We start from the raw sequence: 18,276 nt of genomic DNA on the forward strand, positions 1-18,276 counted from the left end.
CACATCCTGCTTCTTTGCGGCCAGTGTCCTAAAGCTTAATGCGTTACGATCAACCTAGGAGCGACGAATATGGGCGATACGCTGGATGCGTTGAATGCAATCGATGACGCGGCGGCCGCCGCGGCCTTTCGTCGGCTGGTGCTGCACCTGCGCCACCGGACCGATGCGCAGAATGTCGATCTGATGGGGCTGGCGGGCTTTTGCCGCAACTGCCTGTCCGACTGGGTCGGCGAGGCGGCGGGCGTCGACAAGGCGACCGCGCGTGAAGCGATCTACGGCATGCCCTATGACCAGTGGAAGGCGGCGCATCAGGCCGAGGCGACGCCGGAGCAGCTGGCCCGCATGGCCGAAAGCGTGAAGAAGAACCGTTAACGCACGGCTTGAGCCTGGGCCCGGAACCGCCTAGACCGCCCGCGATCCCGACATCCGCGCCGGACCGACCTTGCCCATGGGCGAGGATTTGCGTCGTGGCGGCGGGTCCATGGGGGCATACAGGTTTTCAGAAGGTTAGAGACAATGGCGGACGAGAATTTCGACAGCAGCGGCAATGTGACGGCCGACGAGCTGCGCCTGCTGATCGAGCGGGCCGAGCGGCTGGAAGAAGAGAAGAAGGGCATTTCGGACGACATCAAGGATGTCTTCGCCGAAGCCAAGGCGCGCGGCTACGACCCCAAGGCGATCAAGAAGATCATGCAGATCCGCAAGAAGAAGCGCGAGGAATATCAGGAAGAGGAAGCCATCCTCGAAGTGTATATGAAGGCGCTGGGCATGATCTGATCCCGGCTTCGGGCTCGGAAATGCGAAGGGCGGCGGGGCTGGTGGCTCCGTCGCCCTTTTTTGTGGCGGGTGGTGGAGCGTGGCCTTCGACTTCGCTCAGGCTGAACGGGGGTGAAGCGTTTTGCTCATTCAAGATTGTAGAGACGGATAAATCCGATATGCTGCCACCATGGATGACAGCCGTTACAGGGGCGGGGGAACTACTGGCGGCAAATGGGGTTGCGCGATGGCTGCCCTGTTTGGGCTGCCTGTCTTCTTCTTGTCGGTACTTGTCTCCAGCTTAGGCGACTGCGTACCAGACGTCCCTTGTCATCAATCCTCGTTGATTAGAGACCTCTTGCTAACATTCGCAGTCGCCGCTCCAATCGGTTTCGGGGTACGATGGCTCGTCAATCGCCTTTCTGATGATAGCTGAAGACATCCAAAAAGCGTCTCATCATAGCCAATTGCGACCACTGTTCGCCTCGCATCCTTTCCGCCCCCGTTCAGCCTGAGCGAAGTCGAAGGCCAAGGGAAACCCTCACCCCATCTCCGCTGCCTGGGTCGTCCAGCCCAGCCGCGGAATCGTGATCGACCGCTTGCCCGTCAGGTCGGTGCGGCACACGAACAGGTCGCGGCTCTCGATATAGGCGATGAGCCGCTTCACCCGGCCCAGCGAGCTGGTCCCATAGGTCTCGGCGATCTTGGTATCGGGCGGGCAGGGCAGCCCCTCCCGTGCCGCGCGCGCCACCAGCAGGAACGCGCCCAGCATATCGTCGGGCAGCATCGCGGCCAGCGCCAGCGCTTCCTGCCAGTCGGGATCGTTCACATCGAAAATCCCCGCCCGCGCGCAGGACAGCCGCCGGGCAAAGCCGTTCAGGTCGAGCGGCGGCCGGGCGAGGCCCGCCATCCGGCAGCGCACCTGGAAATCCTGGAACAGAACTGAGGCGGGGCGGAAGGTCGATTCGGGGTCCTCGACGATCGCGCGCAGCACCTGTTCGTAGATCGCCTCGACTTCGCCCTCGTCCATCTCCGGCGCGGGGGGCGCGGCGGTGGTCGGCAGCGGCGGGCGACCGAGATCGGCCATCAGTTCCTCGGCGGGCACACGGCGCGGGCGCGGGTCGAAGGTCATGGGCAGGGTCGGGGCTTCCTCGACCGGCGCGAAGAGCAGTTCCTGCAGATCGGGCGGCGGCGCGTCGGGCAGGGGGGTCAGCTTGGGACTGCCCGAGCGTGCCGAGGTCTCGACCGCGCCAATCTTCACCGTGATCGGCCGCCGCGAGACGGCGGGGCCGAGCGCCAGGAAGGTGCCGCGTGCCAGATCGCGGATCGAGTCGGCCTGCCGCCGCTCCATGCCGAGCAGATCGGCGGCGCGCGCCATGTCGATGTCGAGGAAGGTGCGGCCCATCAGGAAGTTGGACGCCTCCGCCGCGACGTTCTTGGCGAGCTTAGCGAGTCGCTGGGTCGCGATCACGCCCGCAAGACCGCGCTTGCGCCCGCGACACATCAGGTTGGTCATGGCGGACAGCGAGGCGCGGCGGACTTCTTCGGTCACTTCGCCGCCGGTGGTGGGGGCGAAGAGCTGCGCCTCGTCCACCACGACGAGCGCGGGATACCAATGTTCGCGTGGCGCATCGAACAGCGCATTCAGGAAGGTCGCGGCGCAGCGCATCTGCCCTTCGATCTCCAGCCCCTCCAGGCTGAGGACCACCGAGGCACGGTGTTCGCGAATCCGCGAGGCGAAACGCCCGACCTCGCGCTCGGCATAGTCGCCCGCCTCGATCACGACATGGCCGTACGCCTTCGACAAAGTGACGAAATCGCCCTCGGGATCGATGACCACCTGTTGCACCTGGCCCGCCGACTTCTCCAGCAACCGGCGCAGCAGATGCGACTTTCCCGACCCCGAATTGCCCTGCACCAGCAGGCGGGTCGCCAGCAGTTCCTCAAGATCGATCGGCACCGACGAGCCGCGCTCATCGGTTCCCATATCCACGCGTACCGTCATGACTCTGGCGTTTGGCCGATCAACGCCCCAAGGAGCAAGGCATTTGATTCCTCCAGCGGAGCCCCAAGCTCATGGCCCTGTCGACCGCCGCCGAAATCGCCCGCCGCACGCTGGGCAAGCCCGCCCACGAACTGGACGAGGAAGAACGCCAGGTCATCGCCGATATCGAGTCGGGCCAGCTCAGCGCGCGCGACGCCGCCGATGTCGCGGACGAAACCTCGACCTGGGGCGAGAAGCTGGCCGATCGGGTGGCGGCGATCGGCGGCAGCTGGGGCTTCATCATCACCTTTTCGGTGATCCTGCTCGGGTGGATGCTGCTCAATTCGGACGTGCTCAGCCATTTCGGCATGGCGTTCGATCCGTACCCTTACATCTTTCTGAACCTGATGCTCTCGACGCTCGCGGCGATCCAGGCGCCGGTCATCATGATGAGCCAGAACCGGCAATCGGCCAAGGACCGGCTGGCCGCCAGCCTGGACTATCGCACCAATTTGCGCGCCGAGATCGACATCCTCCGGCTGCACCACAAGCTGGACAATGGAGTCACCGAGCGGCTCGATACGCTGGAGGCGAAGATCGACGGGTTGGCAAAGGCCCTTGCGCGGTCGTAAAGAGCCCGATCATCTCAAGAGGCACCGATGGCAGGCCACAGCAAATTCAAGAACATCATGCACCGCAAGGGCGCGCAGGATAAGAAGCGCTCGGCAGCATTTTCCAAGCTCTCCCGCGAAATCACCGTCGCGGCGAAGATGGGCACGCCCGACCCGGACATGAATCCGCGTTTGCGCGCTGCCGTCAACGCGGCCAAGGCGGCCTCGATGCCCAAGGACAATATCGCCCGCGCGATCGACAAGGCCTCGCGCGGCGACGGGGAGAATTACGAGGAAGTCCGCTATGAGGGCTTCGGCCCCGGCGGCGTCAGCCTGATCATCGAGGCGCTGACCGACAACCGCAACCGCACCGCGACGAACGTTCGCACCGCCGTGTCGAAGAATGGCGGCAATCTGGGCGCGGGCGGTTCGGTCAGCCATGGTTTCGACCGGATGGGCCTGATCAACTATCCCGCGAGTGCCGGTGACGCCGAAAAGATATTCGAGGCGGCGCTGGAAGCGGGTGCGGAAGACGTGACCTCGTCGGAAGACGGCCACGAAATCTGGACTGCGCAGGCCGATCTGCACGAAGTCGCCAAGGCGCTGGAGCCTGTGCTGGGCGAGGCGGAAGGCGCCAAGCTGGCCTGGCGGCCGCAGACCATGGTTGCGGTCGATGAAGCGGCGGCGGCGACGCTGTTCAAGCTGATCGACACGCTGGACGACGACGACGACGTCCAGACCGTCTGGGGCAATTACGAAGTCTCCGACGAAGTGATGGAAAAGCTGGCCTAAACCCAATCCTCCCCGGGCTGGGCCTGGGGAGGGGACCGCCGGGCAAGCCCGGTGGTGGAGGGGCAGGCAACGCTCGCGATAGTCTCCCCCGAAAGCCTGACATGACACCACCCCCTGCCATCATCCTCGGGCTCGATCCCGGTCTCGGCACCACCGGCTGGGGGGTGATCGCGGTGGAGGGCAACCGGCTTCGCCACATCGCCAACGGCCAGATCAAGACCGAGCCGTCGATGCCACTGCCGCGTCGCCTCGCCAATCTGCACGCCGCGCTGTATGACGTGATCCGCCAGCAACAACCGGACGGCGCGGCGGTCGAGGAGGTGCTGGGCAACAGCAACGCACAATCGACGCTGAAGCTGGGCCAGGCGCGTGGCATCGTCCTGCTGTCGGCAGCGCAGGCGGGGCTGATCGTCGGCGAATATCACCCCAGCATCGTCAAGAAGGCGACGGTCGGTACCGGCGGCGCGGACAAGAAGCAGGTTCAGGCGATGGTCGGCCATCTGCTGCCGGGCGTGAAGCTGACCGGCCCGGATGCCGCCGATGCACTGGCGGTGGCGATCACCCATGCCCATCACCTGGCGAGCGCGCGGGCGATGCAGCGGCGGGCTTCGGCCATCTGAGAGGAAATGTTCGCGCGGAGGCGCGGAGATGTGTCGCTTGCGCGCGATGACGTCAGTTTGACCCGATCCGTCATTGCGGGCGTAGCGAAGCAATCCAGTGTCCGGGCAAGACGCTCTGGATTGCTTCGCTACGCTCGCAATGACGAATCCATCTCATGTCATCCGTCGCTCGCCGCGTCAGCGGCCCTCTTATCTCCACCGTTGGTCAAGGCCGCATGTCGTCCAGCAGGACAGCATCTCCGCGCCTCCGCGTCTCCGCGCGAACAAATTTATCCCGCTTCGCGCCGTCGCGGCTTCGCGTGAACCAAATTTCCCGCCCGCCGAAGGGCGTGACGAACCCCCCCTTTTGTTCTAACCCACCGCCATGATCGCGCATCTCAAGGGACGTTTGGACTCCACCGGCATCGACCATGCGGTGATCGATGTGGGCGGCGTCGGTTATCTGGTCGGTGCTTCGGCGCGGACCTTGTCTTCGATCGGCCCGGTGGGCGAGGCGGCGATGCTGCATACCGAGATGCTGGTGTCCGAGGACTCGATCCGGCTGGTCGGGTTCGCCAGCGCCGACGAGCGCGACTGGTTCCGGCTGTTGACCGGCGTGCAGGGGGTCGGTGCGCGTGTGGCGCTGGCCATTCTGTCGGCGCTGGAGCCTGCGGACCTGATGCGTGCGATCGCCAGCGGTGACAAGGCGATGGTCGCGCGCGCCAATGGCGTGGGGCCCAAGCTCGCCCAGCGGATCGTGATGGAGTTGAAGGACAAGGTCGGCGGGATCGTGCTGGCGCCTGGATCGGGCGGCGGTATCGCCGCGCCGGTCGGGGCGGGGGCCGATGCGGTGTCGGCGCTGCTCAACCTGGGCTTCCGCCCGGCCGAGGCGAGTGCGGCGGTCGCCTCGGCGGAAGAGGAATTGGGGGCGAATGCCTCGCTCGACGCGTTGGTCCGGCTGGCGCTGCGCAAGGCGGCGAAATAGGGCCCCGTTACTCCAGCAATCCGGGCGGCGCCCGCCCGGCGAAATGGGCGTCCAGATTGGCGATCACCATCTCCGCCATGGCCGCCCGGCCTTCGCGGGTGGCGCTACCCTGATGCGGGGCGAGCACGACATGGTTCATCCGGCGTAGCGCATAGGGCACGTCCGGTTCGTCGGCGAATACGTCCAGCCCTGCGCCCGCGATCCGATGCGATTCCAGCGCGGCGATCAGCGCCTCCTCATCGACCAGGCTGCCACGCGCGATATTGACCAGCACGCCGTCCGGCCCCAGCCGGTCCAGCACCGCCGCCGTCACCGCGCCATGCGTCTCCGCCCCACCCGGCGCGGCCAGGAACAGCACATCGCTCTCCTCGGCCAGCGTCGCCAGATCGGGGACGAAACGCCACGCCACCGATTTCGCCGAGCGCGCGGTATAGCGGATCTCGCCGCCGAACGGTTCGGCGCGCCGCGCAATCGCCTGCCCGATCCGCCCCAGCCCGAAAATACCAATCCGCCGCCCGCTGGCGCGACGGCCCAGCGGCACGGTCCAGTTGCCCATTCGCATCGCCCGGTCGTTCGCCGCGATCCGCCGATCGACCGCCAGCCACAAGGCGATGGCCTGGTCCGCGACATCCTCGGTCAGGGCATCGGGCGTGATTGCAATGCGGATGCCGCGCGCGGCGACGGCGTCGCGGTCGATCCCGTCATGGCCGACGCCGTGGACCGCGATGATCTCCAGCTCGGGCAGGCGATCGAGCAGTGCGGCATCGACCGTCATCATACCCCCGCCCACGATCGCTCGCGTGGTCGGCGGCGGCGTATCGCGGTGGAGGGTGAAGCGTTCGGCCAGCGCGATGTCCAGGGCTGGCGGGACGGCGGTGGCGAGGAAGAGGTCGTGCGGCATGGCCAGGATCATAGCGCGCTTTGGCCGCAGAGTCCGCCACTCGGGTTAAGCGAGCCCGAGACGCGGCTGTCATGGGCAGCCAATTGCTGCTATGTTCGTGCAATGTTCGCATGCCGCCTCGACAGCCATGCCCCCCAGCCGCTAGGGCTCTGCGCGTGACCGACCAAGACCGCCTGTTATCCGCCAGTCGCCGTCCCGAGGATGTTGACGCCGCGCTCCGCCCCAAGAGCCTGGACGAATTTGTCGGGCAGCAGGCCGCGCGCGACAACCTACGAGTCTTCATCCAGGCGGCACGTGGGCGCGGCGATGCGCTGGACCATGTGCTGTTCTTCGGCCCGCCGGGGCTCGGCAAGACCACGCTGGCGCAGATCATCGCGCGCGAGATGGGCGTTGGCTTTCGTGCGACGTCCGGCCCGGTCATCGCCAAGTCGGGCGACCTGGCCGCGCTGCTGACCAATTTGGAAGATGGCGACGTCCTGTTCATCGACGAAATCCACCGCCTGCAACCCGCGGTCGAGGAAGTCCTGTACCCGGCGATGGAGGATCGCGTCCTCGACCTGATGATCGGCGAGGGGCCGTCGGCGCGCTCGGTGCGGATCGACCTGCCGCGCTTTACCCTGGTCGGGGCGACGACGCGGCAGGGGCTGTTGACGACGCCGTTGCGCGACCGCTTCGGCATTCCGGTTCGCCTGCAATTCTACACGGTCGAGGAACTGACCCGCGTCGTCACCCGCGCCGCCCGCCTGCTCGACCTGCCCATTGCCGAGGACGGCGCGGTCGAGGTCGCGCGCCGGTCGCGGGGGACGCCGCGTATCGCGGGGCGGCTGCTGCGCCGGGTGCGCGATTTCGCCAGCGTTGCGGGGCATGAGATCGTCCATGCGGCGGCGGCCGACCAGGCGCTCAACCGGCTGGAGGTCGACGCGCTGGGGCTGGACGCGATGGACCGGCGCTATCTGACGATGATCGCCGATGTCTATCGCGGCGGCCCGGTGGGGGTGGAGACGCTCGCCGCTGGCCTGTCCGAACCGCGCGACACGATCGAGGAGGTGATCGAGCCGTTCCTGATCCAGCTCGGCCTGCTCGCCCGCACCGCGCGCGGGCGCATCCTCAATCCGGGCGGGTGGAAGCATCTGGGCCTGAACCCGCCGATCGGGTCGCAGGACGGCTTGTTCGACGGCTGAGCAAAAAGGCCCCCTGTCGGCTTTCAACCGGCAAGGGGGCAGGCGGGTATCTCTGTCTGCTGCGTTCGGCCCGGCATCGGCGTTCGGGTAATCACCGCATCGCAACCGCATGATTCCGCACGCGAAAGCACGGGGCATGGGTTTTGGGGATGATCGGACCATCCGGAGAGGCAAGGCCGAGTTCGGGTAACGAACCCCCTTGGCTTCGGTTGCGCGTGGCGGCCGATCAATTTCCCATCCATTCCGCCCCTGGCAGGGGAGGAATGTCGGCTGTCCCGGATAGTATTATCCCTATAATACACTTGAACCGTGCGGCCATCCCCTCCACACTAGACACACGCATTTGGAGAGTTTTGACGATGGCCACGACCGCCGATACTGCGACCGAGGCAAAAGGACTGACGCTGACGCCGCCCGATCCCGTGCCCACGGTCGCGCCCGCCCAGGCCGCCGGGCTGGTGCCGGTCGACGACAAGACGCGCACCCAGCTGGAGCAGAAGGTCGACGGCTTCGTCGCCGAATTGATCGCGCAGGACGTGAACAGCCCCGAATTCGGCCGCCGCGTCGATGCGATCACCGCCATGGGGCAAAAGGAAATCCGCGAGGCGGCCAGCCAGTCCAACCGCTTTCTCGATCGACCCGTAAAGGCGATGGACGGTGAGACGGGGGTGGGCAAGGACCTGACCGAGCTGCGCCGTGTCGTCGAAAGCCTCGACCCCGGCCGCCAGGGCAATCTCTCGGCGCCGCGCAAGCTGCTCGGCATCCTGCCCTTCGGCAACAAGATGCGCGACTATTTCGACGGCTATCGTTCGTCGCAGACGCATATCGCCGCGATCCTGAAGAGCCTGTCCTCGGGCCGCGACGAACTGCTGATGGACAATGCCGCGATCGACACCGAGCGCGCGAACCTCTGGTCGGCCATGGGGCGGCTGGAGCAGATGATCCATCTGTCCAAGACGATGGACGCCAAGCTTGAGGATACCGCCAACGAGCTGGATCACACCGATCCCGCCAAGGCCAAGGCGATCCGCGAAACCGCTTTGTTCTATACCCGCCAGCGGACTCAGGACCTGCTGACCCAGATGGCGGTCACGGTGCAGGGCTATCTCGCGCTCGATCTGGTCAAGAAGAACAATGTCGAGCTGGTGAAGGGCGTCGACCGCGCCTCGACCACCACCGTCTCGGCCCTGCGCACCGCCGTCACCGTGGCACAGGCGCTGGCCAACCAGAAGCTGGTGCTGGACCAGATCACCGCGCTCAACTCGACTACTGCCAACATCATCGACTCGACCGGCAAGCTGCTGCGCAGCCAGACCGCGCAGATCCATGAGCAGGCGGCGGCCTCGACCATCCCGCTGGAGACGCTGCAACGCGCCTTCCAGAATATCTATGACACGATGGATGCGATCGACAGCTTCAAGCTGAAGGCGCTCGATTCGATGAAGACCACGGTCACGACGCTGGGCAACGAGGTCGAGAAGTCGAAGGGCTATATCGCCCGTGCCGAGGGTGCGCAGAACCCGCAGCTGACCGGCGGGTCGGCCGCCTCGTCGTTCAAGCTGGAGGCGCTGTAAGCCCGTGACCACCCCCCGCTCGAACGAGGTCGATGCCCAGATCGAGCGTGCGCGCGAAGTCATGGCGCGCATCTCGCAGGATTATCGTGGGCAAGCCCAGCAAACGGTCAAGCGGGTGCGGCGACGCGCGCGCTCGGCGATGCAGCGGGTGATCCTGATCGCCATCGCCAATGCCCTGATCCTGATTGCGGCGATGGTGACGGGCCTGATTCTGCCCGGTGGCATCGGCATTTTCGGCGCGCTGGCGGCGATGATGCTGATGCTGGCGGCGACGCTCGCCATCGCACTGGCGCCCGCGCCACGCGCCCCGACCCCCGCCAAGCTGGCGCAGGTCGATATCAAGGCGCTGCCCGCGCAGACCGAGCGCTGGCTGGAGGCGCAGCGTCCCTTGTTGCCCGCACCCGCCGTGCAACTGGTCGACCGGATCGGACGGCGTCTCGACACGCTGTCGCCGCAGCTGGCGGGGGTCGACAACGAGACGCCCGAGGCGATGGAGGTCCGCCGCCTGATCGGCGAGCAGCTTCCCGCCTTTCTGCGCGATTATGAACGCGTGCCGGAACCCTTGCGCCGGGTGGAGCGCAATGGCCGGACCCCGGATGCGCAACTGGTCGACGGCCTGAAGCTGATCGAGCAGGAGATCGGCGACATGACCCAGCGGCTGGCGCAAGCCGATCTTGACAGCCTGTCGACGCGCGGGCGATTTCTGGAAATGAAATATCGCGAGGAAAAAACGGAATGAACGTGCGCGCGGCGGTGGTGGTGTTGATGATGCTCTCCACCGCCGCGACGGCGCAGGACGGGCCGAGCAAGGCGGATTGGGACGCGATCAACGGGTCCCTGAAGCAGCTCGAGAATGGGCGCTATCTCGACGCGGCGAACATATTGCGGCCGCTGGCCTTCGACGCGGCGGGCAAGCCCAAGGCCGGCATTTTCCACAGCCAATGGCAAGAGGCCCGGACGCGCATGACGGCCGAGCCCGTCGGTCCCGAACCGCAACCGTCGGATAACCCGGAAGTCAAGGCGGCCGCCGAGCGTCTGGCGGCCGCGACGCCCCGTGATGCAATTACCGAGATCGTCGCGCGGGCGGCCAAGACCCGTGTGGTCATCCTCAACGAGGATCACGGCCTGCCGCGCGACCGTGCCTTTGCGCTGGAAGTCGCGCGGGCCTTGCGTCCGCTGGGATACTCCGTGCTGGCCGCGGAAACCTTCTGGAACACGGACGATCGGGCGCCGATGGTGCGACTGGCAAAGGATGGCTATCCGATCCACAGTTCGGGTCATTATACCCAAGACCCGGTGTTCGGTGACTTCGTCCGTCAGTCGCTGGCCATGGGCTATCGTCCCGTGGCCTATGAACAGATGGAGAAGGAAAGCGGGGGCGGCGGTTCGAGCCGGGCCGATAGCATATCCCGCCGCGAAGACGCCCAATCGAGCCATCTGGCGCAGGTGCTGGCCGCCGATCCCAAGACCAAGATGTTCGTCTATGTCGGCCATAGCCATGTCGCCGAGCAGCCGATCGATGGCCGAGGAGGTGCCAAGCAAAGCTGGATGGCGACCCTGCTGAAGGCCAAGACCGGCATCGACCCGCTGACCATCGACCAGACCACATTGGGGCAAAGTGCCAGCGGTTATAACGGGCTTGCGCGTCGGGCCTTGGCGGCCAGGAATTTTAGCCGCTCGGTGGTGATGTTCGACGGCGATCAGCCCCTCGCGTTCGGCCAATATGCCGGTGCGGTCGACCTTCAAGTGTATCATCCCGTCACCCACTGGGTGAAAGGTCGCCCCGATTGGCTCGCGGCCATGAACCGGCGGGCAATGGCGATCCCGGCGGGGTTCCTGCCGAAAAAGGGCGAGCGGCTGGTGCAGGCGTTCATCGCGGGCGAGAGCGACGATGCGATTCCGGTCGATCAGGTTCTGGTCCGTGCGGGCGAGGAGGTGCCCTCGCTGATGGTGCCGGGGGACAAGCCGCTGCGGCTGGTAATGCAGGACCCGAGCCCATCGTCCAATGGGGTCCCCGCCAAGCCCTGACACGCGACCGTCATTGCGAGCGCAGCGAAGCAATCCAGGGCGTCTTGCCCGTAACCCTGGATTGCTTCGCTGCGCTGGTAAGGACGATGGGGCATGAAGCCGCGACCATCTCTAGATATGAAAAGAGGCTGCCGGGACGTCATCGCGACGGCCCCGGCAACCCCTAAACATGGTCAGCGGCCGGAGAGCTCCAGCCCGGGAGGCCATGCGGGCCTCATGACATCAGACGCGACCGTTGATTGGGGGAGGATACCCCCCGAACCGCGTCCATCGATGTCAGAAGCCGGTCCCCCGAACGAACTGAACCGACCCCATTGCTGAACCATGAGACATCGGATCACCTCCTTTCGCTAGTGGATAGCCAACGCGCCCTTTGAAGAACGCATCCACAATGTGCGCAGTCAAAGAGCGATAAACAAGACTTGTAATGCGACGATGTTTGGCCGAGCATCTTGCGCCCGCCAAATGGCGGGACTTACCCCCGGCAATCCTCGATCACCCGCCCGATCTCCGCATAAGCGGGGATGACGAGCGGCACCTGGCCCTGCTGTTCGAGGGTGAACCGTCCACGGCTGAACGCCATCGCGTCGAGCAGTGGATCGGCAGCGGGCAGCACCAGTTCCGCACCCGAGGCGACCGCGCGGGCGGCGACGGCCTTGGTCGTGCTGGAGGTGCGGATCGTGACCGTCCCCGCGACCGAGGCGGGGCGGCCGAGGCGAACCTGCCGCGTCCGCAGATCGCACGCCAGAGTCAGGCGGGTGACGCCGCCGGTGCCGAAGGTCGCTACCGATCCCGTCGCGGTCCGCTGATACCGCCAGTCGCCCGGCGTCAGCGGCCAGTCGCGCCAGTCCGCCCCCAATATCGGGCGCGGCGCCGGGGCGACCGGACGGGGCTCCTGGCGCGGCGGGGGCGGCGCTTCGGGGCGCGGGGCGGCGGGGATACAGCCCGACAGGGCGGCGGCCCCGACGATCGGGGCGAGGGAAGCAAGGGACAGGCGACGCATCGCGCTCAGCCTATGGGGGAGGGGGCGCTCGCGCTCAACCCCGTGGTGCGACGGGACGTGCCGATGCGGCGGGCATCGGAACCGCGCCTCGCTCTGGCGGGTTTTGATCGCGATAAACGGAGGTTAAGAATGGCCGATCACGACACGCCGACCCTGATCCTGGTCCAGTCCAATGTCTCGGGCACCCTGAAGATCGAGAGCCGCGACGGCGACACGATCGGCAGCGTCTATTCCTTCATGGTCCATAAGCGATCGGGCCGCGCGACCCATGCGGTGCTGGCGCTGGGCGGGTTCCTGGGCATGGGCAAGAGCTTCTACCCGGTGCCGTTCAGCCTGTTGCAGTTCGATCCGGTGAACGACCAATATGTCATCACCGTCGATCGTCGCTTGCTGGAGGGAGGACCGAGCTGGGCCAACAACGCGCCGATCTTCGACCAGGCCTATGCCGACCGGGTGGCGGGTTATTACGGGGTTACGACCGAGAATTTGGATTTGGGGTGATTTTTTGAGGGTGGCCCTTGGGCTTTCCCTCCCCCATCCCCTCCCGCCTGCGGGAGGGGCGTGCCTAGCGCAGCGTTAGGATCTCTCGGAGATAATGCCCTGACAATCGCCAAGTAACCCACCCCTCCCGCAGGCGGGAGGGGATGGGGGAGGGCCACCGCCAAGCAGTCCACCCCAACGATCAATTCGCCTTGCGCCCACTCGCGAACTTCTTGCTCTTCCCGAACCGCGTCTTGCGCGTTCCCGGCTTGCCCTCGTTCGAGCGCCCCATGATCGGTGCCTTCTGCTCATGGACGGGCAGGCCGAGTTCCTCATTCTCCAACTGCCGGATTTCATCGCGCAACCGGCCCGCTTCCTCGAATTCGAGGTCGGCGGCGGCCTTGCGCATCTTCTTCTCAAGCTCCTCGATATAGGCGCGTAAGTTATGGCCGACCATGTGCGGACGGTCCTCGTCGATCGGCACTGTCACCTGATCGCCGCTGGCGACATGCGCGATGATGTCGCCGATCTGGCGGCGGATCGTCTGCGGCGTGATGCCGTGTTCGGTGTTGTACGCCATCTGCTTTTCGCGACGCCGTGACGTCTCGGACATGGCGCGCTCCATCGACCCGGTGATCCGGTCGGCGTACAGGATCACGCGCCCGTCGACATTGCGTGCCGCGCGCCCGATCGTCTGGATCAGCGAGGTTTCGGAGCGCAGAAAGCCTTCCTTGTCCGCGTCGAGGATCGCGACCAGCCCGCATTCGGGAATGTCCAACCCCTCGCGCAACAGGTTGATGCCGATCAGCACGTCGTACACGCCCAGCCGCAGGTCGCGGATCAGCTCGATACGCTCCAGCGTCTCGACGTCGGAATGCATGTAGCGGACCTTGATCCCCGCCTCGTGCATATATTCGGTCAGGTCCTCGGCCATCCGCTTGGTCAGCGTGGTGACGAGGGTGCGGTAACCGAGCTCGGTCGTCTTGCGCGCCTCGATGATCAGGTCCTGCACCTGTTCCTCGACCGGCTTGATCTCGACCGGCGGGTCGATCAGGCCGGTGGGGCGGATGACCTGTTCGACGAAGACGCCGCCGGTTTGCTCCATCTCCCAATGGCCGGGCGTGGCCGAGACGCTGACCGTCTGCGGGCGCATCGCGTCCCATTCGTTGAAGCGCAGCGGCCGGTTGTCGATCGCCGACGGGAGCCGGAAGCCATATTCGGCCAGCGTGATCTTGCGCCGATGGTCGCCGCGCGACATGCCGTTGATCTGGCCGATGGTGACATGGCTCTCGTCGACGAACAGCACGGCGTTTTCGGGAAGGTACTCGAACAAGGTGGGCGGCGGCTCGCCGGGCAGGCGGCCGGTGAGGAAGCGGCTGTAATTCTCGATGCCGTTGCAGCTGCCGGTGGCCGCGATCATCTCCAGGTCGAAGTTCGTCCGCTGCTCCAGCCGCTGACGCTCCAGCAGCTTGCCCTCGATCTCCAGCTCCTTCAGCCGCTCGGCCAGCTCGAACTTGATCGCCTCGACCGCCTGTTTCATCGTCGGCCCCGGCGTCACATAGTGGCTGTTGGCGTAGATGCGCACCGAGTTCAGGCTAGCGACCTTCTTGCCGGTCAGCGGATCGAACTCGACGATCTCCTCGATCTCGTCGCCGAAGAAGGACACGCGCCAGGCGGAGTCCTCATAGTGGGAGGGGAAGATTTCGAGATTGTCGCCCTTGACCCGGAAATTGCCGCGCATGAAGGCGGCGTCGTTGCGCTTGTACTGAAGCGCAACGAGCTTGCGGATGATCTCGCGCTGGTCGACGCTCTGGCCTTTTTTCAGGTCGAAGATCATCGCCGAATAGGTTTCGACCGAGCCGATACCATAGAGGCACGATACCGAGGCGACGATGATGACGTCGTCACGCTCCAGCAGCGCGCGCGTCGCCGAATGGCGCATCCGGTCGATCGACTCGTTGATCGAGCTTTCCTTCTCGATATAGGTGTCGGACCGGGGCACATAGGCTTCGGGCTGGTAATAATCGTAATAGCTGACGAAATATTCGACCGCGTTGTTGGGGAAGAAGTTCTTGAACTCCCCGTATAGCTGCGCGGCTAGAATCTTGTTGGGCGCGAGGATCAGCGCGGGACGCTGCAACTCCTCGATGACCTTGGCCATGGTGAAGGTCTTGCCAGAGCCGGTGACGCCGAGCAGCACCTGATCCTTGTCGCCTGCGCGCGCCGCCGCCGTCAGCTCTTTGATCGCGGCGGGCTGGTCGCCGCTGGGCGTATATTCGGTGACCAGTTCGAACCGTTTGCCCCCTTCGGCCTTTTCGGGGCGCGACGGGCGGTGGGGGATGAAGCTGACCCCGGTTTCGGGCTCGTCGAGGGTGGTGCGGATCTGGATCGCCATGGGGGTGAATATGGGTCCGGTTGCGCTTTTGTTCCAGAGGTCGTCAGCGAAGCGCGCGAACCTGCGGCGTGTCGAGGCAGCTGCGCATGGTCGCGTCGTCCGTCCGTCCGGACGCAGGCGCGGCCAGGACCGGCCCGATGCTCACCGGTTCGCCCAGCCGGACCGCCGCGAAGCGCGCACCCGGCCGCGCCGCCGAACAGTGCATCGCGGCGTCGAGCAGCCTGGGCGGCGTATCATACCCCTCATAGGACAGGCGGAACGTGCCCCAATGGATCGGGATCGCGGTGGAGGCGCCCAGCCGCTCGAAAATCTGCACCGCTTGCGGCGGGCCGACATGGCTGCCCGACGCCATCTGGCCGGGCACGAAGCGGAACGCCCCGATCGGCAGGAGCGCAAGGCGCACCGGGCCGAGCCTGGCGGCTTCCTCGGGCCAGCGCCCGTCACCCATGCCGGTGTCCCCGGCGAAGAAGATATTGCCGCCGGGCAAGCGCACGACAAAGCTCGACCAGAGCGCGCGGTTGCGATCGGCGAACCAGCGGCTGCCCCAATGATGGTTGCGGGTCACGGCCACCGAAACGCCCGGCCGGATCACCTTCTCACGCCCCCAGTCGAGCGCGGTGGCGGGTACGCCGACCTGGCCAATCACGCTGTCATTGCCCAGGCTGGTGACGATCAGCGGTCGGTCGCGGGCCCACAGCTTCTTCAGCGTCGCCTGGTCGAGATGGTCGTAATGATTGTGGCTGATCAGGATCAGGTCGATCCGGGGCAGGTCGTCCAGTGCCACGCCGGGCATGGCTACCCGCTTCGGACCGAAGCCGAACGGCCCTGCGCGTTCGGCATAGATGGGGTCGGTCAGGATGTTCAGCCCCTGGGTCTGGACCAGCACGGTCGCATGGCCGATCCAGGTCGCGACCATGCGCTGTCCCTCGACGCGCGGCTGGGGTTTGGAGGGCTGGACGGCCACCGTTTCGGGCCAGACGGGGCGGCCGTCATCGCCGGTCAGCTGCCGCCACAGGAAACCGCTACGCCCGCCGCGGGTCGGCATCCGAAAGGTGTCGCTATCGCCATCGGGGTTGAAGAAGCGTGCGCCGTCATAATGGCCGCTTTCCGGCCCTTCATAATAGAGCCGGTCGAGATAATGCGGCACGATCGTCGCGGCGAGCCCGACCACAATGAGGATCAGCGCCAGCCCCTTGGCGATCCGGCGGACGATCGTCATGCGGGAGCAACCCGGTCGGTAAAGCGCATCGCAAAGCTCCTGATGGTCAGCAACGACCGCGCGCGATGCGGGCCTGCCAGAGCATAAGAAGCGGCACGACGCCCAGTTCCATCACCAGGCCCAGCCGGTGGCCGACCGATGGCGCGCCGACCGTCGCCCAGGACAGCGCCCGCGCAAGGCCCCCCGCCACCACCAGCAGGCCGAGCAACCGGAACCGCGCCCCCTTGCGCGCGATACCGGGAATGCAGGTCGTAAAGGCCAGGCCGAGCGCGAAGAAGATGCCCGAGACGTACCGGAACTGGCTGTCCAGATCGGTCGGGATCGACGGCGCATGGCCCAGCCAGCCGGGACCGTGCAGGATGCTGATCCCCCCGATCGTCAGCGGGACCAGACAGGCGATGGCGACGACGCCCTGCAACGCGCGCCGCTCGGTCGGCGTGACGCTCAATTCAGGATTTCCTTGCGGACATGGATCGCGCGCAGCGAAATGCGCACCTCGACCATGAAGGCGATCAGGCACAGGGTCAGCAGGCTGACCGACAGGATGAAGGCCAGCGCGATCCAGGTGCCGATATGGAATTTGCCGATATTGGCGATGAACAGCACCGCGATGACGATGCAGGCCATCACCGCGCTCGACACCGCCAGGAACAGGGCGGCGTTGATGATCGACATGCGCCGGTCGAGCAGCCGCAGCTCCCATTTGTGGCGCAGCAGGTCGGGGCCATGGTCGATCTTGTGGATCATCATCTCCAGCCCGCGCGCCCGGTCGATCACCCGCGCCAGCCGCCCGGCCAGCACGTTCAGCAACTGCCCGATCGCGGCGAGCAGGAAGACCGGGGCCAGCGACAGCTGGATGGTCTGGGCGATGGTGGCGACGGCGGGCAAAGTGGGCATGACGCCGAAATGGTGACGCGTCGCGCCGGGCGGGGCAAGGGCGAAGTGGCCTTTGCGGGAATGGGCGCTCTTCCTCGCCTTGCAGGGGAGGAAGAGAAGGCGTTACGCCTTGGCCAGCATCTTTTCGGCGCTGGTCTTCACGAAGTCGCCGATCGGTCCGGCCATCATCGACAGCATCATCGGGATCGCGACCGTGCCGCGCAGCGCGTCGTCGGCGATCGCCATATCGGCCTTCACCGTCTGGCCCATGGCGATGATGGTCAGCATCAGCCGGTCTTCGGCGGGCCATTCCGACGTCACCTGGCCGCCGCCGGGGATATGCGCTTCCAGCTTGGGCAGGCCCTGTTCGATGCGGCGGCGCGCTTCGGCATGACCCAGATTATGGGGGATGTCGAAATTGACCGATGCCATAACGCGATACCTTATCTCATTAGTAAAAGTAAGGCCCGCGTGGCGCGGATTGTCCTGATGGTCAAGCAGGTTGTGACGAAATCCATCGCTCAAAGGGGCGGCTTTGCCGTCAGAGGAATGGAGCGGGTAACGGGAATCGAACCCGTGTATTCAGCTTGGAAGGCTGCTGCACTACCATTGTGCTATACCCGCTCAAGTCCAGCGCCGCTGATCGACCCTAGCCGATTGGCGGGGATGGTGGAAGGGACTGGATTCGAACCAGTGTACGCTCACGCGGGCAGATTTACAGTCTGCTGCCTTTAACCACTCGGCCACCCTTCCGGGGTGTCACTCCATCGGAGCGAGGCGCGCCCAATGCCGAAGCCGAACGCGGCTGTCAACGCCGTTTTGTGCGATTTCCGCAAGTCGGGCTTGATCCGGTTGCTTGCATGTCGGCCAATCGGGACATAGCCTCTGACCC

19 protein-coding genes and 2 tRNA genes are annotated in these 18,276 nt (G+C 65.7%); 11 read left to right on the plus strand and 10 right to left on the minus strand.

What is annotated here, in order from left to right; genetic code table 11:
- Positions 1-69: 69 nt before the first annotated feature.
- On the plus strand, positions 70-372 hold the full coding sequence (locus U1H82_RS15560; RefSeq protein ID WP_322965838.1) for a DUF1244 domain-containing protein: 303 nt from the start codon (positions 70-72) through the stop codon (positions 370-372).
- Positions 373-516: 144 nt separating this feature from the next.
- The gene (locus U1H82_RS15565; RefSeq protein WP_058746354.1) at positions 517-777 is read left to right on the plus strand and encodes a DUF2312 domain-containing protein; all 261 of its coding nucleotides are present in this window, start codon (positions 517-519) and stop codon (positions 775-777) included.
- A gap of 520 nt (positions 778-1,297) precedes the next feature.
- Here the strand turns inward: U1H82_RS15565 and U1H82_RS15570 are convergent.
- Entirely contained in the window at positions 1,298-2,761 is a 1,464-nt protein-coding gene (locus U1H82_RS15570; protein ID WP_184104788.1) for a helicase HerA domain-containing protein, read from the minus strand.
- A 71-nt stretch (positions 2,762-2,832) separates the two neighbouring features.
- Here U1H82_RS15570 and U1H82_RS15575 point away from each other — a divergent pair, with 71 nt between their 5' ends.
- The 4 genes from U1H82_RS15575 (at position 2,833) to ruvA (ending at position 5,727) form a co-directional block, all read left to right on the plus strand.
- Positions 2,833-3,372 (plus strand): DUF1003 domain-containing protein, encoded by a 540-nt coding sequence (locus U1H82_RS15575; protein ID WP_322965839.1) that lies wholly within the window; start codon positions 2,833-2,835, stop codon positions 3,370-3,372.
- Positions 3,373-3,399: 27 nt separating this feature from the next.
- Positions 3,400-4,143 (plus strand): YebC/PmpR family DNA-binding transcriptional regulator, encoded by a 744-nt coding sequence (locus U1H82_RS15580; protein WP_322965840.1) that lies wholly within the window; start codon positions 3,400-3,402, stop codon positions 4,141-4,143.
- A gap of 101 nt (positions 4,144-4,244) precedes the next feature.
- The gene (ruvC, locus tag U1H82_RS15585; protein WP_322965841.1) at positions 4,245-4,763 is read left to right on the plus strand and encodes a crossover junction endodeoxyribonuclease RuvC; all 519 of its coding nucleotides are present in this window, start codon (positions 4,245-4,247) and stop codon (positions 4,761-4,763) included.
- Between the two features lie 364 nt (positions 4,764-5,127).
- On the plus strand, positions 5,128-5,727 hold the full coding sequence (gene ruvA, locus U1H82_RS15590) for a Holliday junction branch migration protein RuvA (RefSeq protein ID WP_322965842.1): 600 nt from the start codon (positions 5,128-5,130) through the stop codon (positions 5,725-5,727).
- Positions 5,728-5,734: 7 nt separating this feature from the next.
- On the opposite strand, the gene U1H82_RS15595 is transcribed toward ruvA, so the two are convergent.
- Positions 5,735-6,640, minus strand: coding sequence for a 2-hydroxyacid dehydrogenase (locus U1H82_RS15595; protein ID WP_322965843.1), 906 nt, complete (start codon positions 6,638-6,640; stop codon positions 5,735-5,737).
- Positions 6,641-6,783: 143 nt separating this feature from the next.
- Here U1H82_RS15595 and ruvB point away from each other — a divergent pair, with 143 nt between their 5' ends.
- The 4 genes from ruvB to U1H82_RS15615 all read left to right on the plus strand — a co-directional run bounded on the left by ruvB (position 6,784) and on the right by U1H82_RS15615 (position 11,411).
- Complete coding sequence (ruvB, locus tag U1H82_RS15600) at positions 6,784-7,809, plus strand: Holliday junction branch migration DNA helicase RuvB (RefSeq protein WP_294270815.1); 1,026 nt, start codon at positions 6,784-6,786, stop codon at positions 7,807-7,809.
- Between the two features lie 359 nt (positions 7,810-8,168).
- Complete coding sequence (locus tag U1H82_RS15605; protein WP_322965844.1) at positions 8,169-9,383, plus strand: toxic anion resistance protein; 1,215 nt, start codon at positions 8,169-8,171, stop codon at positions 9,381-9,383.
- A 4-nt stretch (positions 9,384-9,387) separates the two neighbouring features.
- Positions 9,388-10,122, plus strand: a complete 735-nt coding sequence (locus U1H82_RS15610) for a hypothetical protein (RefSeq protein ID WP_322965845.1) — start codon at positions 9,388-9,390, stop codon at positions 10,120-10,122.
- A complete protein-coding gene (locus U1H82_RS15615) occupies positions 10,119-11,411 on the plus strand; it encodes a hypothetical protein (RefSeq protein WP_322965846.1) in 1,293 nt (430 codons plus the stop codon). Before U1H82_RS15610 ends, U1H82_RS15615 begins: the two co-directional genes overlap by 4 nt.
- 475 nt (positions 11,412-11,886) lie before the next feature.
- Here U1H82_RS15615 and U1H82_RS15620 read toward each other — a convergent pair whose 3' ends face one another.
- Positions 11,887-12,414 (minus strand): hypothetical protein, encoded by a 528-nt coding sequence (locus tag U1H82_RS15620; RefSeq protein ID WP_322965847.1) that lies wholly within the window; start codon positions 12,412-12,414, stop codon positions 11,887-11,889.
- Positions 12,415-12,543: 129 nt separating this feature from the next.
- Between U1H82_RS15620 and U1H82_RS15625 the strand changes: the two genes are divergently transcribed.
- The gene (locus tag U1H82_RS15625) at positions 12,544-12,915 is read left to right on the plus strand and encodes a PRC-barrel domain-containing protein (protein ID WP_322965848.1); all 372 of its coding nucleotides are present in this window, start codon (positions 12,544-12,546) and stop codon (positions 12,913-12,915) included.
- Positions 12,916-13,096: 181 nt separating this feature from the next.
- Here the strand turns inward: U1H82_RS15625 and uvrB are convergent, their stop codons facing one another.
- The 7 genes from uvrB to U1H82_RS15660 all read right to left on the minus strand — a co-directional run bounded on the left by uvrB (position 13,097) and on the right by U1H82_RS15660 (position 18,137).
- Positions 13,097-15,289 (minus strand): excinuclease ABC subunit UvrB, encoded by a 2,193-nt coding sequence (uvrB, locus tag U1H82_RS15630; RefSeq protein WP_322965849.1) that lies wholly within the window; start codon positions 15,287-15,289, stop codon positions 13,097-13,099.
- Positions 15,290-15,332: 43 nt separating this feature from the next.
- Entirely contained in the window at positions 15,333-16,508 is a 1,176-nt protein-coding gene (locus U1H82_RS15635; protein WP_322965850.1) for an MBL fold metallo-hydrolase, read from the minus strand.
- A 46-nt stretch (positions 16,509-16,554) separates the two neighbouring features.
- On the minus strand, positions 16,555-16,956 hold the full coding sequence (locus U1H82_RS15640) for a DUF4345 domain-containing protein (protein WP_322965851.1): 402 nt from the start codon (positions 16,954-16,956) through the stop codon (positions 16,555-16,557).
- Complete coding sequence (locus U1H82_RS15645; RefSeq protein WP_322965852.1) at positions 16,953-17,405, minus strand: DUF2721 domain-containing protein; 453 nt, start codon at positions 17,403-17,405, stop codon at positions 16,953-16,955. The genes U1H82_RS15640 and U1H82_RS15645 overlap by 4 nt, the downstream gene beginning before the upstream one ends.
- A gap of 102 nt (positions 17,406-17,507) precedes the next feature.
- Complete coding sequence (locus U1H82_RS15650; protein WP_322965853.1) at positions 17,508-17,816, minus strand: polyhydroxyalkanoic acid system family protein; 309 nt, start codon at positions 17,814-17,816, stop codon at positions 17,508-17,510.
- A gap of 118 nt (positions 17,817-17,934) precedes the next feature.
- Positions 17,935-18,008: transfer RNA gene (locus tag U1H82_RS15655), tRNA-Gly, on the minus strand.
- Between the two features lie 43 nt (positions 18,009-18,051).
- A tRNA-Tyr gene (locus U1H82_RS15660) sits at positions 18,052-18,137 on the minus strand.
- Positions 18,138-18,276: the final 139 nt, after the last annotated feature.

This window comes from Sphingomonas fuzhouensis (assembly GCF_034659795.1).
Lineage (GTDB): Bacteria > Pseudomonadota > Alphaproteobacteria > Sphingomonadales > Sphingomonadaceae > Sphingomonas > Sphingomonas fuzhouensis.

Bases quoted from the DNA above. Each gene is read 5' to 3' on its own strand.
- U1H82_RS15560 (WP_322965838.1), top strand. From the start codon at position 70: ATGGGCGATACGCTGGATGCGTTGAATGCAATCGATGACGCGGCGGCC.
- U1H82_RS15565 (WP_058746354.1), top strand. From the start codon at position 517: ATGGCGGACGAGAATTTCGACAGCAGCGGCAATGTGACGGCCGACGAG.
- U1H82_RS15570 (WP_184104788.1), bottom strand. From the start codon at position 2,761: ATGACGGTACGCGTGGATATGGGAACCGATGAGCGCGGCTCGTCGGTG.
- U1H82_RS15575 (WP_322965839.1), top strand. From the start codon at position 2,833: ATGGCCCTGTCGACCGCCGCCGAAATCGCCCGCCGCACGCTGGGCAAG.
- U1H82_RS15580 (WP_322965840.1), top strand. From the start codon at position 3,400: ATGGCAGGCCACAGCAAATTCAAGAACATCATGCACCGCAAGGGCGCG.
- ruvC (WP_322965841.1), top strand. From the start codon at position 4,245: ATGACACCACCCCCTGCCATCATCCTCGGGCTCGATCCCGGTCTCGGC.
- ruvA (WP_322965842.1), top strand. From the start codon at position 5,128: ATGATCGCGCATCTCAAGGGACGTTTGGACTCCACCGGCATCGACCAT.
- U1H82_RS15595 (WP_322965843.1), bottom strand. From the start codon at position 6,640: ATGATCCTGGCCATGCCGCACGACCTCTTCCTCGCCACCGCCGTCCCG.
- U1H82_RS15605 (WP_322965844.1), top strand. From the start codon at position 8,169: ATGGCCACGACCGCCGATACTGCGACCGAGGCAAAAGGACTGACGCTG.
- U1H82_RS15615 (WP_322965846.1), top strand. From the start codon at position 10,119: ATGAACGTGCGCGCGGCGGTGGTGGTGTTGATGATGCTCTCCACCGCC.
- U1H82_RS15620 (WP_322965847.1), bottom strand. From the start codon at position 12,414: ATGCGTCGCCTGTCCCTTGCTTCCCTCGCCCCGATCGTCGGGGCCGCC.
- U1H82_RS15625 (WP_322965848.1), top strand. From the start codon at position 12,544: ATGGCCGATCACGACACGCCGACCCTGATCCTGGTCCAGTCCAATGTC.
- uvrB (WP_322965849.1), bottom strand. From the start codon at position 15,289: ATGGCGATCCAGATCCGCACCACCCTCGACGAGCCCGAAACCGGGGTC.
- U1H82_RS15635 (WP_322965850.1), bottom strand. From the start codon at position 16,508: ATGACGATCGTCCGCCGGATCGCCAAGGGGCTGGCGCTGATCCTCATT.
- U1H82_RS15645 (WP_322965852.1), bottom strand. From the start codon at position 17,405: ATGCCCACTTTGCCCGCCGTCGCCACCATCGCCCAGACCATCCAGCTG.
- U1H82_RS15650 (WP_322965853.1), bottom strand. From the start codon at position 17,816: ATGGCATCGGTCAATTTCGACATCCCCCATAATCTGGGTCATGCCGAA.